Below are 14,510 nucleotides of genomic sequence, written 5' to 3'. Positions count from 1 at the left end.
GTCTCTTCAAACGGGGACATACCACAATGACAAGAACGACGGGGACATCGTTGCTGTTGGCGGTGATTGCAGGGCTTGCCGCCATGGTTGGCGCAGCCAGTGCTGCGCAGCCTTTCATGCCGACGGGCGGCCGCACCACGCAGCCGGTCGGCCACTACGAATTCTGCCAGCGCCAGCCGGATGAATGCCGGTTGAAATCGTCGGGCGGAACACCTGTCGAACTCACCCGCACCCTTTGGGCGGCGATGGTCGAGATCAACAATGCCGTCAATACGATAGTCACGCCGCGCACCGACATGGAGATGTGGGGCCGCGAAGAAGTCTGGTCCTATCCCGACGGCATCGGCGACTGCGAGGACTATGCGCTCGAAAAGCGGCGTCAACTGATGGCGCTCGGCGTGCCCGCCGGCGATCTTCTCCTGACCGTCGTGCGCCAGCCGAGCGGCGCCGGCCATGCCGTGCTCACAATGCGCACCAGCCGCGGCGAGTTCGTGCTCGACAATCTCGAGCCGCGCGTGCTCGCCTGGTCCGATACCGAATATACCTTCCTGAAGCGCCAGTCGGAGCGGAACTCCGGCGTCTGGGTCCAGATCAATGACGGCCGCGCCGACGCGGTCGCCAGCGTGCGCTAAGGCAAGGTCACCGAAAACCCGGTCGAGTCCCCACCTCCCCGTCCCCACGACCGGGTTTAGGAGCCGGCCCAGTCCCCGGGCCGGCTCCACCTTTTTTCTGTTTCAGAGTTTTGAAAGGCCTGCCTTGAAGCGCCGGCCATTGCCGACATAGTGCTCGGCCGAAGCGCGCAGCCGTCCGGCTGCATCCTGGTCGAGCATCCTGACCGCCGTGGCCGGCGAGCCTACGATCAGCGAATTGTCCGGGAATTCCTTGCCCTCGGTCACCAGCGCTCCGGCGCCGACCAGGCAGTTCTTGCCGATGCGCGCTCCGTTCAGCACGATTGCGCCCATGCCCACCAGGCTGTTGTCGCCAATGGTGCAGCCATGCAGGATGGCGCCATGGCCGATTGTGCAGCCCTCGCCCACCGTCAGCGGAAAACCCGGATCGGTATGCATGACTACGTGCTCCTGCACATTCGACCGGGCGCCGATGACAATCGCTTCATTGTCGCCGCGGATCACCGCCCCGAACCAGACGCCGACATCGCGGCCTAGCTGGACATTTCCGATCAAAGTCGCGTCCGGCGCGATCCAGTTGCTGCTCTCATCCTCGAATTGCGGGGCGGTTCCGTCGATTGCGTAAAGCGGCATAGTCTCTCCCTAGCGTTGTTGTCGAATCTAGATGGAGCACCATGCCTGGCGCAAGGCAGCGAGCCTGTCTTTACCCGCCGTTTACCATGAAAGCCGCATGGTCTGGACTGCATGGAACCTGCGGAACACTCTTGATGAACCAGCCTGTAGCTGCCGATGGACCCGAGATCAGGACGGTCGATTCGTCTCTGATGTTCAAGGTGTTTTGCGCCTTTGCGCTGCTCGCCGCGCTATCGGCCGCAATCAGCGCAGGCGGCAAATGGTTCGGCCGCTCCATCGCAATGGCCGGCCACACCGACGACAAGACGCTGCACGAGATCGTCATCGGCAATGATGTCATCGCCGTTCCGGCGAACGCCATCCGCTTCGAACGGTCGCGGCGCGACGGCATCGCCTCGCGGCTCGACCTCTATCTGCGCTGGCCCGAGATGAGCGGTTACAGCACCGTCGCGCGCGACGACTTCAACCATGCCGGCGGATCGAGGCGCATCATCTTCCTGTCGTTCGAGGAACGCATGATGTCGCGCGACATGAGCGGCCGCTTCGCACCGATATACAGTTCACTGATCGCGAAGCCAGGCACCCCCGGCCCCGGCGGCGTCGTGCTCTACGGCTTCACCGAAAAATCCGGCTATCTGAACGAAGTGCTGGCGGTTGCCGAGCGTCCGGGCGATCACCCGTTCGTTGCCCGCTGCCTCAGCGGACCAAGTGCGGAAGAATCGCTCGCGCCATGCGAGCGCGATGTCCAGGTCGGCGAAAATCTCAGCCTGTCCTACCGCTTTCCGAAGGAACTGCTGGCCGACTGGCGGGCGCTAGACGCCGCTGTGCTGGCCGAGACGTCCCGCATACTGAAAACCGGGCGCTAAGCGGCCCGGAACTCAGGCCAGATCGATGTCGAGAATCGCCATCGAGAAATTGTAGTCGCCGTCTTCCTCGTCCTTGAAGACGATGCCGAGAAACTCCTCGCCGACATAGACTTCGGCCGAGTCTTCCTTGCGCGGGCGCGCCTTCACCTGCATCTGCGGATTCTGGAATGTCCGTTTGAAGAAGGCGTCGAGTTTTCTGATTTCATCCGGCTTCAAGGCTGTTCTCCCGGTGGCGGGTGCGTTCGATTTTGGAACGCGCTTCTGGCACGTCAGGGAGGGCGATGTAAAGGCGAGCGCCGAACATAGCCCGCTTCGCTATTGCAATTAGCGCTGAATGCGCGTGAGTCCAGCTACGGCTCAGGCAATCTCCGTGGCGGCATCAGTTTTCGAAAAACTCCTGCAATCCGTCCAGGCAGCCGTTCCAGCCATCGAGATGCATGTTCCGCACCGACTGCTGCAGGCGCTCGTGTTCGAGAACGACTTCCGTGCCTTGAAGATGATCGAGGAACTGCACACGGACCCTCGAGCCGTCAGCGCCCGGCATGCCAATGTTCCAGGAGTAGACGAGTTCCCTCGGCGGCAGCACATGCTCGAACACACCCGATATCCAGGTGATCGCGCCGTCGGGATGGCGGTTGGCGATGCGGTAGGCGCCGCCGACCCTGAGATCCACCTCCGCTTCGGGACAGACGACGCTTTTCGGCCCCCACCATCGCACCAGTAGGGCGGGCGTCGTCCAGGCCGCGAACACCTTTTCGGGCGAAGCCTTGATGATGCGGCGGATCGACAGAATTTCCGAAGTCAAGCGATGCCCTCCCCGTTTCGGCTATTCTTCGACGAATTCGGCAAGCCGATCCAGCCGATCGTTCCAGAACTCATTGTAGGCGCTCAGCCATTCCTCGGCGCTAGCCATCGGCGAAGCATCGAGCGCGCAGGAATGCACCCTGCCATTGATCGAGCGCTCGATCAGGCCGGCCTGTTCGAGGACGGAAATATGCCGCGACACTGCTGCGAGCGACATATCGAAAGGCGACGCCAGATCCGTGACGCGGGCAGCCCCTCGCGAAAGCCGCTGCAACAACGCGCGCCGTGTCCGGTTGGCCAAGGCCTGAAACACCAGATCGAGGCGGTCATCCAATGTATCCGCTGTTGTCGCGGTCATCTCGCTCGCTTTCCGGCCGGAACCCTTGTTGGCCATTGTCGATATTCAACATATATGTTAAATATCGGTGCGAACAGAGGCAGTCAACCAGGGAGGACGATTTGGCCATTCATCAGGAAGTCGACATCAAGGCGTCGCCGGCATCGGTTTACGCCGTGCTCACAGATTCGGAGAAATTCACCACCATGACTGGCGGACGCGCAGCGACGATCTCGGCGGAAGAAGGCGGTGAGGTCTCGCTGTTCGGCGGCGATATCCGCGCCCGAAATGTCGAACTCGTACCGGGCAAAAGGGTCATCCAGGCATGGCGATCATACCGCTGGCCGGAAGGCGTCTACTCGATCGTCAGATTCGAGCTTTCAGGCAACGGCAATTCGACAAAGCTGGTTTTCGACCAGACCGGCTATCCCGATGACGCACACGAGATGCTGGATAGCGGCTGGCCCAAAATGTACTGGGAGCCGATGAACGCAATGCTTGCCAAAAAAAGCTGACACATCACTGAGGCGCTCGCATTTTCTGCGACCGCGGGCGCCTCAGTTGCAAAAGGATTAGATGTCGAAGCTGACGGTGCTGTCCGTGGCCTGCGACGGCAGGAACTGATCCATCTGGCGGGAGGGTTGATCGCAGCCGGTCTCGCCGACGACACGGGCCGGCACGCCCGCGACCGTCTTGTTGTGCGGAACTGGCGCCAGCACGACCGAACCCGCCGCGATCTTGGAGCAGTGGCCGACCTCGATATTGCCGAGGATCTTGGCGCCGGCGCCGATCAGCACGCCATAACGGATCTTCGGATGACGATCGCCGCCGGCCTTGCCGGTGCCGCCGAGCGTGACGCCGTGAAGGATCGAGACGTCGTCCTCGATAACCGCCGTTTCGCCGACCACCAGCCCCGTCGCATGGTCGATGAAGACACCCATTCCCATCTTCGAGGCGGGGTGGATGTCGGTCTGGAAAACCGAAGAGGAACGGCTTTGCAGGTAGAGCGCGAAATCCTTGCGCCCCTGGTTCCAGAGCCAATGCGCCAGGCGGTGCGTCTGGATCGCGTGGAAACCCTTGAAATGAAGCACCGGCATGAAGAACCGGTCGCAAGCGGGATCGCGGTCGTAATAGGCCTGAATGTCGACGCGGACGGTGGTCGACCAATCGGGGTTCTCACGCACCATGGTCTTGAAGGTCTGCCGGATCAGATCGGCGCCGACATCCCTGTGGTCGAGGCGCTCAGCCAAGCGATGGATGACGGCGTCCTCGAGGCTCTCCTGGTTGAGGATCGTCGCATAGAGGAACGCCGACAGCAGCGGATCGCGAGATATCGCCTCGGCGGCTTCGTCACGAACGGAACTCCAGATCGGATCGACCGGCTTTAAGCTGGGGCGCGCTGCATTGTTGGTCGTCATCGACGGTCTCCGTTGCCGGTCGTCTCGTTCACGTCAGGCGGACATATACTCCAGAGCCTGACAGGAATGAACTCAATTTTCCTTAGTGCTTGTTCAAATGGTTTTGGTTCAGCCGGAATCAAGCGATCGTGGAAAACGATCCCTTGATCGGCAGGCTGCCGGCAGCAGCGTCCATCAGGGCCCGGCTTGCCAGGCTGCCGGAGATATCGTTGATCTCGTTGATGTTTTTTGCGATAATGACCGTGCGGACGCCCGGCCGAGGAGTTCGACAAACGACGCCAAAGTCCTCACGGGCGTTTGAGCTACGCTCAAAGTAGCCTGAGAGGAGTATCGTCATGGCAACACTCAACAGAACAGGCTGGGGGCTGATCGAGCATCGGCGCTGGGAGGACATCGCCACGATGATCCTCGGCGCCGCGATCCTCGTGTCGCCGATGTTCGGCGAAACGACCGGCAACACCACCATGGTCGCGGTCACGGCAATCGTAGGCGCCGCTATCGTGATCCTGGGCGGTCTGGAACAGATATTCCTGCGGCGGTGGGAAGAATTCCTGCTGCTGCTTGGCGGTGTCTGGATGATGTCGTCGCCGTTCGTGCTGGATTATGCCGGAACATTGCGCAACTGGCACATCGCGCTCGGCGCGGCCGTGGCAGTGCTTGCGCTTCTGGAAATCTGGCAGGACCGGAACCGCGACCTCGAAGCCTAGCGCATGGTCCCGAACCGAAGGTCAGCGTCAGCAAAAGTTGCAGACTTTTCGGACAAGATCATGCGGCTAAACAAACAGTAAGAGCCCATTCCGTTTCGATTGGAATGGGCTCTTACTGAGGCTTCAAACCCCGTGCGCCGGCCGGACGTATCCGACCGGCGCACCCATGGGGAGACATCCTCTCCCTCGCTAAAGCGGGTTGGCTGCGAGGAACTCCAGCACCCGTTTCTTGAAAGTGCGGTCGCCGACCGAAAGCATATGGTCGCGGCCTTCTATGTCGAAACTCTGGGCGTTCGGCATCAGCCCGGCGAGCTCCGAGGCGGAGCCGCCTATGTCGTCGGTGGTTCCCACCGCGATCAGGGTCGGAACGGCGATACGGCTGACCTCTTCCTCGGAAAGCAGGGTTCGCGACGTCGAAATGCAGGCGGCGAGCGCGCGCCGGTCGCTCCTGGTCTGATCGGCGAAGGCGCGGAAAGTCTGCCCGCGCGGGTTCTCGATTTTTGATGGATCGGGCGCCAGGAGCGCGTCGGCGATCGGATCCCAATCGCCCACGCCTTCCACCATGCCTATTCCCAATCCGCCGAACACCAATGTCGCCACCATCGCGGGTTCGGCGAGCGCCAGGAAAGCGGCAATGCGCGCGCCCATCGAATAGCCCATCACATGGGCGCGGGAAATGCCGAGGTGGCCAAGCAGCGCCGCCGCGTCGCCGGCCATCTTCTGCGGCGTATAATCGGCGGGTTCGTAGCTCTTCGACGAAGCGCCGTGGCCGCGGTTGTCGAACGCGATCGCACGATACCCCGCGTCGCCCAGCGTCTTCATCCAGCCCGGCGAGATCCAGTTCACCTGCGCGCTGGAGGCAAAGCCGTGGATCAGCAAAACGGGATCGCCGCCGCCATGTTCGGGCGATCTGTCGATGAAGGCAAGGTCGAAACTGTCATGAGAGAAGGACTGCATTGCGCCCGCGATCCCTTTCAGAATTGAGACCATTGGTCAGTTGGCGCCGGCGGCCTGGCTGATAGCAGGATGGCGGATCAAGTCGCCATTCTCGATGCCCGCCTCGGCTACCGTTCCGGCATTGAGCTCGAGCACGAACTGGACCGGCTCGCCCGGCGCGATTGGAGCTTCCGAAAACGGTTCGCCCTTCTCGATCGCACGCACTTTGCCATCCTGCCCGATAAACACCAGATCGAGCGGCAGAGGCGTGTTCTTCATCCAGAAGCCGACCGGCTGGCTCTCTTCGAACACGAACAGCATGCCATGGTCATTATCCATTTCCTGCCGGAACATAAGGCCGCGCGAGCGTTCGCCCGGATCGTCCGCGATCTCGATGTTGAAGGAGCGCTCGCCTTCGTCGGTCTCGGCGATCAGCGGTTCCGGGTGAACCGGCAACTCCATCGCCTGCCCTTGCGCGGCGGTGGGCGGCTGCAGCGAAAGGCAAATGACAAGCGCGGCGGCAAAACCGCCCATCCATGCCGCAATGCGGGAAGGCGCCATCGAAAAAATCCTGTCCGGTCTCAATGCGAGACCGGCAAGGTCCCGATATCGGGGTGAATTTCGGCAGCCATAAGGCCCTTTTCGCCGCGTCCGAAGCGAACGAGCACCACCTGCCCCGGACGGAGTTCCGTCAGGCCGTAGCGGCGCAGCGTTTCCATGTGGACGAAGATGTCTTCGGTGCCCTCGCCGCGCGTGAGGAAGCCGAAGCCCTTGGTGCGGTTGAACCATTTGACCAGCGCCCGCTCCAGCCCGCTCTCGGCGGTCACGGCCACATGGGTGCGCTGCTCCTGCTCGGCGGGATGCACGGCGGTCGAACTGTCCATGGAGATGACGCGGAAAGCCTGCATGCCGCGCTCGCCGCGCTTGACGAGACAGACCACGCGCGCCCCTTCAAGCGCGGTGTGGAAGCCGTCGCGTCGCAGGCAGGTCACGTGAAGGAGAACGTCGCCGGAAACGCCGTCGTCGGGCAGGATGAAGCCGTAGCCCTTGGCTACGTCAAACCACTTGATCGCCCCTGAAATCTCGACCAGACCAGCCGCGTCGCCGCCCTCGTCACGGTCCAAGGCGTCATCCGCTTCCAAGTCTCGCCCCATGAAAGAGGCCCTGTCCCCCATCCGAACGCACCCTTTCCAGAAACGCAGCCACTGATTCTTGCTACCGAGAATAGCACTGCGTCTTCCGGGCTGCGCAAGACCTGACGTGCCTTTTTTCACCTGTTTCACCCGGAGAATGGCGCCCGCCGCTCATTGTCTGGTTGCAGCGGGTCATTTCCGGGTTGCCGCGTCCCGGTGCGCCGCCCTATGTTTCGGCGCAAATCAAGGCTGCAGCCGGAGCAAACACATGCGCTATCTCCACACGATGGTCCGCGTCACCGATATCGACGCGTCGCTCGACTTCTACTGCAACAAGCTCGGCCTGGTCGAAGTGCGCCGCCACGAAAACAAGGAAGGCCGCTTCACGCTGATCTTCCTGGCCGCGCCCGATGACAAGCAGGCCGGCATCACGGTAAAGGCGCCGCTGATCGAACTGACCTACAATTGGGATCCCGAGGAGTACAAGGGCGGGCGCAATTTCGGCCATCTCGCCTACGAGGTCGACAATATCTACGAGACGTGCCAGCGCCTGATGGATATGGGCGTGACGATCAACCGCCCGCCGCGCGACGGCAACATGGCCTTCATCAAATCGCCCGACGGCGTTTCCATCGAGCTCCTGCAAAAAGGCCCCGCGCTGGAAAAGGCCGAGCCATGGGCTTCGATGAGCAATACGGGAACCTGGTAGGGGCGTTCGCCCTGGTTCCGGCCTGATTTGCACTCCTTCTCCGGCGTGGTAACACCCTTGGCAAAGTACCTGCCGAGGGGGATCTTCCATGAAAGACGTACTGGTGGAACTCGAACGCCGGCGCGAGATCGCTCGGGCCGGCGGCGGTCAGTCGCGCATCGACGCCCAGCACAAACGCGGCAAGCTGACGGCGCGCGAGCGCATCGACATATTTTTGGACGAAGGCTCGTTCGAGGAGTTCGACATGTTCGTCGAGCACCGCTCGACCGATTTCGGAATGGAGCGGCAGAAGATCGCCGGTGACGGCGTGGTCACCGGCTGGGGCACGGTCAACGGCCGGCCGGTCTTCCTGTTCGCCAAGGATTTCACCGTCTTTGGCGGCTCGCTCTCGGAAGCCCATGCCGAGAAGGTCATGAAGGTCCAGGATATGGCGCTGCGTAATCGCGCGCCGATCATCGGGCTCTACGACGCCGGCGGCGCGCGCATCCAGGAAGGTGTTGCCGCGCTCGGCGGCTATGCCGAGATCTTCCAGCGCAATGTTCTCGCTTCCGGCGTCATCCCGCAGATCTCGGTGATTATGGGCCCCTGCGCAGGCGGCGACGTCTATTCGCCGGCCATGACCGACTTCATCTTCATGGTGCGCGACACCTCCTATATGTTCGTCACCGGGCCGGATGTGGTGAAGACGGTGACAAACGAGACGGTGACCGCCGAGAGCCTGGGCGGCGCGTCGATCCACACCACAAAATCCTCCATCGCCGACGGCGCCTACGACAATGATGTCGAGACGCTTTTGCAGATGCGCCGGCTGATCGATTTCCTGCCGGCCTCCAACACTGCAGAGCTTCCCGAGATCGAGTGCCACCAGTCTGTGACCGACCACGACCTGTCGCTGGACCGGCTGATCCCCGACAACGCCAACAAGCCTTACGACATCAAGGAACTGATCCTGAAGACCGCGGACGAAGGCGATTTCTTCGAGATCCAGCCGAGTTTTGCAAAAAACATCGTCACCGGCTTCGGCCGCGTCGAAGGCCGCACGGTGGGCTTCGTCGCCAACCAGCCGATGGTGCTGGCCGGCGTGCTCGACTCGGACGCAAGCCGCAAGGCAGCGCGCTTCGTGCGCTTCTGCGACTGCTTCAACATCCCGATCGTCACCTTCGTCGACGTGCCCGGCTTCCTGCCCGGCACCGCGCAGGAGTATGGCGGGCTGATCAAGCACGGCGCAAAGCTGCTGTTTGCCTATGCCGAGGCGACGGTTCCGAAAATCACGGTGATCACGCGCAAGGCCTATGGCGGCGCCTATGACGTCATGGCCTCGAAACATCTGCGCGGCGACATGAATTATGCCTGGCCGACGGCACAGATCGCGGTGATGGGCGCCAAGGGGGCGGTCGAGATCATTTACCGCAAGGATATCGCCGATCCGGAGAAGATCGCCGCCCACACGAAAGCCTATGAGGACCGCTTCCTTTCGCCCTTCGTTGCGGCCGAACGCGGCTATGTCGACGAGGTGATCATGCCGCATTCGACCCGCCGCCGCGTGGCGCGGGCGCTGCGCATGCTTCGCAATAAGGATCTCGGCAATCCTTGGAAGAAGCACGACAACATTCCGCTTTGAGGGCGTGTCCTCGCCACGATTCGGTGAAGCTTTACAAATTCGTAGATCGTGACTGGACTTGAAGCCGGAGTGGAGTCAAGCTGCGGTTTGGCGCAGGAGGGGGCCGCACCTGGACAAGGAGCCCGTCATGCAGCACCAGACTTTAGAACACCTCAAAGCCGTCGCCGAGGTCCACCCGGACCTCGCTCGCCCCATGATGACGCGGAGGGAGCGTCTCGAACGCTGGGCGGGACTTCTCGAACAGAGGCCCGAGCGGCGGCTCGCGACACTCCACGGCACGGAATACCAAGCCGGCGGGGCCCGCGCGACGATGCGCGGTTCCGGCTCGCCGTTGTCGGTGGCGTTCGACGATCCAGTCCTTCGCGCCGAAGGCTTGGAGGACGACAGCTATGGCGAAGCCAAACGGTTCTTCGAACTGTCGGATTGGCAGTTGCACGGAATCGTCTGCTATTGCCATTTCGGGGAAACCGTCACCTCGGCGACCGCCGCCAGGCACGTCCGGGCCGCCATAAACCCGCGGACCGGGATATTCGCAAGGCTGCGCGACCTGATCATCGGCTAGCGCCGACAGGGGACGTTGCCAGCATACGGCCCGCCATAGGGGCGGGTCGCGGATAATATTGACCGTTCGGGCGCGGCGTTCGCCCGGACTGCTTAGGAATGGCGTATGATCTCGTTGTATTCATCGAGATCTACGTAGAAAATCTTTGTGATCTCCGACACGAGCTGCTCTTCGTCATAGCCGCGCGATTTCAGTATGTTGATCGCGGTCAGAATATCGACGCGCTCGGTCAGCCGCCGCTTGGCACAGTCGTCAATGGCATGCAACATCGGTTTCCCCTCGCCCGAATGTCAAACTCAACGAACAAACTCGCCCACAAGATGATTGTCGTTGCTTGCGCCGGCCTTGCCATGCCGACTGAAATAACTCCGCAGAAGCTGTGATTTACGCCCAGGAACCCGACTCACTCTAGGCCGAGGCAGGATAGCACGCAATACGGGCAATGTGTGCAACCGGGAGGCGGCGCTCTAGTGCCGCTTGGCCTGGACCAGGTAGCCGTCGATCAAGGTTTCGCCAAGCCATTTGCTCGCTTCGAGCCGGTGCAGTCCCTCGACCAGAATGTGGCGTTTGCCGTCGAAGCGCACCTGGATCGGCGTCTTCTGGCCGTTCTCCAGAATATCCTCGGCCAGAAGTCGGACCGTCTCCGGGTGAAGCGTCTTTCGTCGCGCAGTCGGCACATAGATTTCGTCGATCTTGAATTTCTGGACTCTCAGCATGACCCGATCCGCTAGTGCTCCGTTGCCGTCCAAGATGGGGCCGCGGTGCTTGGATGTCCATGGACGTCTGCGCTGGGTTTGTCCCCAGCACGCGCCTCTCCTTTGCCACGCCCGCTTTCGCGTCTGGCTATTGAGTAGTCGGGAAGATGGGCGGGCAGGAAAGCGCCGCACGAATTCGTATAAAGAACAGGCACTCCCATGCCCGCCCGTCCGGTGTCTGTCGCCCCGTCGGCCGATCACACGCCGTCTCCATGCTGCCCCGCGGATTGCACACGGACGTTTCATGGTCGCACGCACGGATACTCCGCAAACCCGCCGTCCAGGCATTTGCGCCTGCCGCGGGAACGCCGGCCCGTCGGACGCCCTCGGAGACGTGGATACCGAGCCCACGCCGGGAGGTCACCGCCGTTCTGCCTGATGCCCGGTGCGCACCAGGTCCCGCCAGAACGGTGAGGCGATTATGCTCGACGGGCGGGATGTGTGAACAAATCCGGTGCGAAGATTCTTCTCGCCGGCTGTTATGCCATTGATCCGCAACAGTTCTTTTTGCGAACGAGCCGAAATGGAGGCGGATTCTATCCACATGGACATGCGACCGGCGCGAGGCTCGCCCCCTCCACCGCCTTCGGCGGTCCCCCTCCCCCGTAAACGGGGGAGGATCAGCAGCGTGCCGCCTTCCGCCCCTTCAGCTCTCAAGCACTTCCTTAACCACCGTCGCCAACTGCTTCAGCGAGAAGGGTTTCGGCAGGAAGCCGAACTTGGCGTCGGCCGGCAGGTTTTTCGCGAATGCGTCCTCCGCATAGCCGGAAACGAAGATGAACTTTATGTCGGGCCGGATCTTGCGCAGTTCGCCCAGCAGCGTCGGCCCATCCATTTCCGGCATCACCACGTCTGACACGACGATGTCGACCTGTCCGCCGAGCGAATGATAGACCTCCAGCGCCTCGACGCCGGACGACGCCTCGTGGACGGTGTAGCCGCGGGAGGTGAGCGCCCGCATGCCGCCCATGCGCACCGCATCCTCGTCCTCGACCAGAAGCACGGTGGCCGAACCCGACAGGTCGCGCGCGGCATCCGAAAGCCGGGTTGCGGCGACAGCGACTTCGGCGGCTTTCGCGTCGCCCTCGACCGTGGGTTTGGCTTCGTCCTCGACGGCCGGTTTGGCGCCCGGCACATGGCGCGGCAGGAAGATGCGGAACACCGAGCCCTTGCCGACTTCCGAATCGCAGAAGATGAAGCCGCCGGTCTGCTTGATAATGCCGTAGACCATGGAAAGCCCGAGGCCGGTGCCCTTGCCCACTTCCTTGGTGGTGAAGAACGGCTCGAAAATCTTCTTGAGCACGTCAGGCGCGATGCCGCTGCCAGTATCCTCGACCTCGACCAGAATGTAGTCGGCCGCAGTGAGCTCGCGGTAGCCGAATTTCCGGCACTCGGCTGCGGCGACGTTCATGGTCCGCACCGTCAATTCGCCGCCGTCCGGCATGGCGTCGCGCGCATTGACGGCGAGATTGACCACAACCTGCTCGAACTGGCCGATATCGACCTTGACCGGCCAGAGATCGCGGCCGTGGTCGACCTTGAGCTTGACGGTGTTGCCGACAAGCCGCGCCAGAAGCATCCGGAGATCGGCGAGCACGTCCGTGAGGTTGAGGACTTCCGGCCGCAGCGTCTGCTTGCGCGAGAACGCCAGAAGCTGCCTGACCAGCGAGGCGGCGCGGTTGGCGTTCTGCTTGATGTTCATGATGTCGGGGAAGGACGGGTCCGACGGCCGGTGATTGGTCAGAAGCAGATCCGACGCCATGATGATGGCAGTGAGCACATTGTTGAAATCGTGAGCGATGCCGCCGGCGAGCTGACCGACCGCCTGCATCTTCTGGCTCTGGGCCATCTGGCCTTCCATGGCCTTCTGCTCGGTGGTCTCGACCGCATAGACGATCGCGGCCTCCTCGGCGCCCTCGCCGCCTGTGCCGTCGGCCACCGCATTGACGTAAAAGCGGATATGACGCTCCTCATTGTTGGGCAGCAAGGTGTCGATCGGCGCGATATCGGCCTGGCGCTGCCGGGCCTTTTCGAGGGCCGCGGCAATGCCGGCGCGGTCGCGCTCGTGGATAACCGTGTCGAGGCGCACGCGGCGGTCGACCGCATCACGGTCGACGACGCTGGAGAAGAGCGACAGGAACGGCGCATTGGTGCGCACGATGCGGCCGGACGAATCAACGCCGGCTATCGCCATCGGCGTGGAGTTGAAGAAGCGCGTGAACCGAACCTCCGAAGCCCTGAGATCGGCGGAAGAATCCTCGCCCTGGGTGCGGTTGAGCACGATCGTGCGAGTCGGCCCGTTCAGTCCCTCGCGGCTCGCCGAAACGCGGTGCATGAAGCGCACCGGCAGGACTTCGCCGGCGGCGGTCGCAAGATCGAGATCGATGACGGCGTTGCGGGTCGTGCCGGGATCGGCCTTGACCGAGCGGATGAGCGCCATGCCGTCGCCGGCGACGATTTCCTGCAGAGTTGTCGCGCCAGGCGTGAAGCTGGCGAGGTCGATGCCCAGCCACTCCGCCAGCGTGGCGTTGATGTAGGTGACGCGGCCGTCCTGGTCGGCCGAGAAGAAACCGGCGGGCGCATGGTCGAGATGGTCGATCGCCTGCTGCAGGTCGAGGAAGAACCGCTCCTGCTCGGCGCGCTCCTTCGAAATATCGGCGAGTTGCCAGGCAAACAGCGGCAGGCGCTGGCCGGGAACCTTGAAGGTGCGCGCCCGCGCCCTGTACCAGCGCGCGCCGGGCTCCGAACCCGGCCGGATGGCCTGGGGGAGACGGAACTCGCCATCGCCGGCCTGGCCGTCGCGCAGGCCGGACGCCAGCCGGTAGATCGTCGGCGAAGCCTCCTGGACATCCGAAAGCAGGCTCTCGACCGTCTTCAGATCGGCCGCGGCGGTGGCCCCGGTCATGTCGGCATAGGCGCGGTTGGCATAGATGACCCTGCCCTTGGTGTCTGTGACCAGCAGGCCCTGCGACATCGAATCGACGAAGGCCTTGGACAGCTCGTCGGTGGTCGAGCGCGGCGCGATCTGGATGAAGCCGATCGCGGTGGCGAAGAGATAGCCGACGCCGATCATCGCGAGCACGCCGAGCATGCCGAGCAGGAACGGATCGCCGAGACTTTCGCGGAAAAGGCCGAAAACGATCGCAGCGCCCGTCAGGACGATAATGAAGATGATGAGCCGCGCTATCGCGCCGGGGCGCGTGTTCTGATCGACGATAGGCACCGGATAAAAATCGCCGCGTGTGTCCTTGGCCATAGGCCCCCTGCCTGTTTCCCCGGTACTGCAGCACCGCGCGTCTTGGACGCGCAAAGGACGCTGCAATCTTGCTCTGCTACTCTGCGCAACGCGCAGACCGCTTGAATCACATTCTCCCCGACGCGCATAGCTCTAGCCTGAAAA

Annotated in this window: 19 protein-coding genes; 7 read left to right on the top strand and 12 right to left on the bottom strand. The window is 62.5% G+C overall.

The features are described from left to right. Positions 1 to 26 precede the first annotated feature (26 nt). A complete protein-coding gene (locus G6N73_RS15900) occupies positions 27 to 632 on the top strand; it encodes a transglutaminase-like cysteine peptidase (protein WP_165029236.1) in 606 nt (201 codons plus the stop codon). A gap of 102 nt (positions 633 to 734) precedes the next feature. Here G6N73_RS15900 and G6N73_RS15895 read toward each other — a convergent pair whose 3' ends face one another. Next, complete coding sequence (locus tag G6N73_RS15895) at positions 735 to 1,262, bottom strand: gamma carbonic anhydrase family protein (protein WP_165029234.1); 528 nt, start codon at positions 1,260 to 1,262, stop codon at positions 735 to 737. Between the two features lie 134 nt (positions 1,263 to 1,396). On the opposite strand from G6N73_RS15895, the gene G6N73_RS15890 reads away from it, so the two are divergent. Further along, a complete protein-coding gene (locus tag G6N73_RS15890; protein ID WP_165029232.1) occupies positions 1,397 to 2,128 on the top strand; it encodes a hypothetical protein in 732 nt (243 codons plus the stop codon). 12 nt (positions 2,129 to 2,140) lie between these two features. Here the strand turns inward: G6N73_RS15890 and G6N73_RS15885 are convergent, their stop codons facing one another. From G6N73_RS15885 to G6N73_RS15875, 3 genes are all read right to left on the bottom strand, one after another. Further along, positions 2,141 to 2,344: a DUF3126 family protein gene (locus G6N73_RS15885; protein ID WP_008838023.1), complete on the bottom strand. Its 204-nt coding sequence runs from the start codon at positions 2,342 to 2,344 to the stop codon at positions 2,141 to 2,143. Between the two features lie 163 nt (positions 2,345 to 2,507). After that, complete coding sequence (locus tag G6N73_RS15880) at positions 2,508 to 2,933, bottom strand: SRPBCC family protein (RefSeq protein ID WP_165029230.1); 426 nt, start codon at positions 2,931 to 2,933, stop codon at positions 2,508 to 2,510. Positions 2,934 to 2,954: 21 nt separating this feature from the next. Beyond that, positions 2,955 to 3,290, bottom strand: a complete 336-nt coding sequence (locus G6N73_RS15875) for an ArsR/SmtB family transcription factor (protein WP_165029228.1) — start codon at positions 3,288 to 3,290, stop codon at positions 2,955 to 2,957. Between the two features lie 101 nt (positions 3,291 to 3,391). Here G6N73_RS15875 and G6N73_RS15870 point away from each other — a divergent pair, with 101 nt between their 5' ends. After that, the gene (locus tag G6N73_RS15870; RefSeq protein ID WP_206078886.1) at positions 3,392 to 3,784 is read left to right on the top strand and encodes an SRPBCC domain-containing protein; all 393 of its coding nucleotides are present in this window, start codon (positions 3,392 to 3,394) and stop codon (positions 3,782 to 3,784) included. A gap of 57 nt (positions 3,785 to 3,841) precedes the next feature. Here the strand turns inward: G6N73_RS15870 and cysE are convergent, their stop codons facing one another. Continuing rightward, positions 3,842 to 4,687: a serine O-acetyltransferase gene (cysE, locus tag G6N73_RS15865; protein WP_165029224.1), complete on the bottom strand. Its 846-nt coding sequence runs from the start codon at positions 4,685 to 4,687 to the stop codon at positions 3,842 to 3,844. Positions 4,688 to 4,805: 118 nt separating this feature from the next. Beyond that, positions 4,806 to 5,024, bottom strand: a complete 219-nt coding sequence (locus G6N73_RS15860; protein ID WP_165029222.1) for a hypothetical protein — start codon at positions 5,022 to 5,024, stop codon at positions 4,806 to 4,808. Here G6N73_RS15860 and G6N73_RS15855 point away from each other — a divergent pair. Beyond that, the gene (locus tag G6N73_RS15855; RefSeq protein ID WP_165029212.1) at positions 5,023 to 5,394 is read left to right on the top strand and encodes an SPW repeat domain-containing protein; all 372 of its coding nucleotides are present in this window, start codon (positions 5,023 to 5,025) and stop codon (positions 5,392 to 5,394) included. The two genes, G6N73_RS15860 and G6N73_RS15855, sit on opposite strands and share 2 nt — an antisense overlap. Before the next feature lie 189 nt (positions 5,395 to 5,583). Here the strand turns inward: G6N73_RS15855 and G6N73_RS15850 are convergent, their stop codons facing one another. From G6N73_RS15850 to G6N73_RS15840, 3 genes are read right to left on the bottom strand one after another with little or no spacing between them, the layout of a single operon-like run. Beyond that, positions 5,584 to 6,351 carry an alpha/beta fold hydrolase gene (locus G6N73_RS15850; RefSeq protein WP_165029210.1) on the bottom strand — a complete coding sequence of 256 codons (768 nt, stop codon included), beginning with the start codon at positions 6,349 to 6,351 and terminating at the stop codon, positions 5,584 to 5,586. A 36-nt stretch (positions 6,352 to 6,387) separates the two neighbouring features. After that, entirely contained in the window at positions 6,388 to 6,891 is a 504-nt protein-coding gene (locus tag G6N73_RS15845; RefSeq protein WP_165029208.1) for a DUF192 domain-containing protein, read from the bottom strand. Positions 6,892 to 6,911: 20 nt separating this feature from the next. Then, positions 6,912 to 7,484: a cold-shock protein gene (locus tag G6N73_RS15840; protein ID WP_343044634.1), complete on the bottom strand. Its 573-nt coding sequence runs from the start codon at positions 7,482 to 7,484 to the stop codon at positions 6,912 to 6,914. Positions 7,485 to 7,731: 247 nt separating this feature from the next. Between G6N73_RS15840 and G6N73_RS15835 the strand changes: the two genes are divergently transcribed. The 3 genes from G6N73_RS15835 (at position 7,732) to G6N73_RS15825 (ending at position 10,355) form a co-directional block, all read left to right on the top strand. Further along, positions 7,732 to 8,172, top strand: coding sequence for a VOC family protein (locus G6N73_RS15835; RefSeq protein ID WP_165029204.1), 441 nt, complete (start codon positions 7,732 to 7,734; stop codon positions 8,170 to 8,172). Between the two features lie 88 nt (positions 8,173 to 8,260). Further along, positions 8,261 to 9,793, top strand: a complete 1,533-nt coding sequence (locus G6N73_RS15830; protein ID WP_165029202.1) for an acyl-CoA carboxylase subunit beta — start codon at positions 8,261 to 8,263, stop codon at positions 9,791 to 9,793. A gap of 127 nt (positions 9,794 to 9,920) precedes the next feature. Then, the gene (locus G6N73_RS15825; RefSeq protein ID WP_165029201.1) at positions 9,921 to 10,355 is read left to right on the top strand and encodes a hypothetical protein; all 435 of its coding nucleotides are present in this window, start codon (positions 9,921 to 9,923) and stop codon (positions 10,353 to 10,355) included. Positions 10,356 to 10,447: 92 nt separating this feature from the next. On the opposite strand, the gene G6N73_RS15820 is transcribed toward G6N73_RS15825, so the two are convergent. The 3 genes from G6N73_RS15820 to cckA form a co-directional block, all read right to left on the bottom strand. Next, on the bottom strand, positions 10,448 to 10,624 hold the full coding sequence (locus G6N73_RS15820) for a hypothetical protein (protein ID WP_008838014.1): 177 nt from the start codon (positions 10,622 to 10,624) through the stop codon (positions 10,448 to 10,450). A 198-nt stretch (positions 10,625 to 10,822) separates the two neighbouring features. Next, positions 10,823 to 11,071, bottom strand: a complete 249-nt coding sequence (locus G6N73_RS15815) for a ParB N-terminal domain-containing protein (RefSeq protein WP_165029199.1) — start codon at positions 11,069 to 11,071, stop codon at positions 10,823 to 10,825. A 685-nt stretch (positions 11,072 to 11,756) separates the two neighbouring features. Further along, complete coding sequence (gene cckA / locus G6N73_RS15810) at positions 11,757 to 14,366, bottom strand: cell cycle histidine kinase CckA (protein WP_165029197.1); 2,610 nt, start codon at positions 14,364 to 14,366, stop codon at positions 11,757 to 11,759. Positions 14,367 to 14,510: the final 144 nt, after the last annotated feature.

The sequence above is a fragment of the Allomesorhizobium camelthorni genome (genome assembly GCF_011045125.1).
Taxonomy (GTDB): domain Bacteria; phylum Pseudomonadota; class Alphaproteobacteria; order Rhizobiales; family Rhizobiaceae; genus Allomesorhizobium; species Allomesorhizobium camelthorni.
The sequence above is the reverse complement of the archived record's forward strand: the minus strand, read 5'-3'. Positions and strand labels throughout refer to the sequence as shown.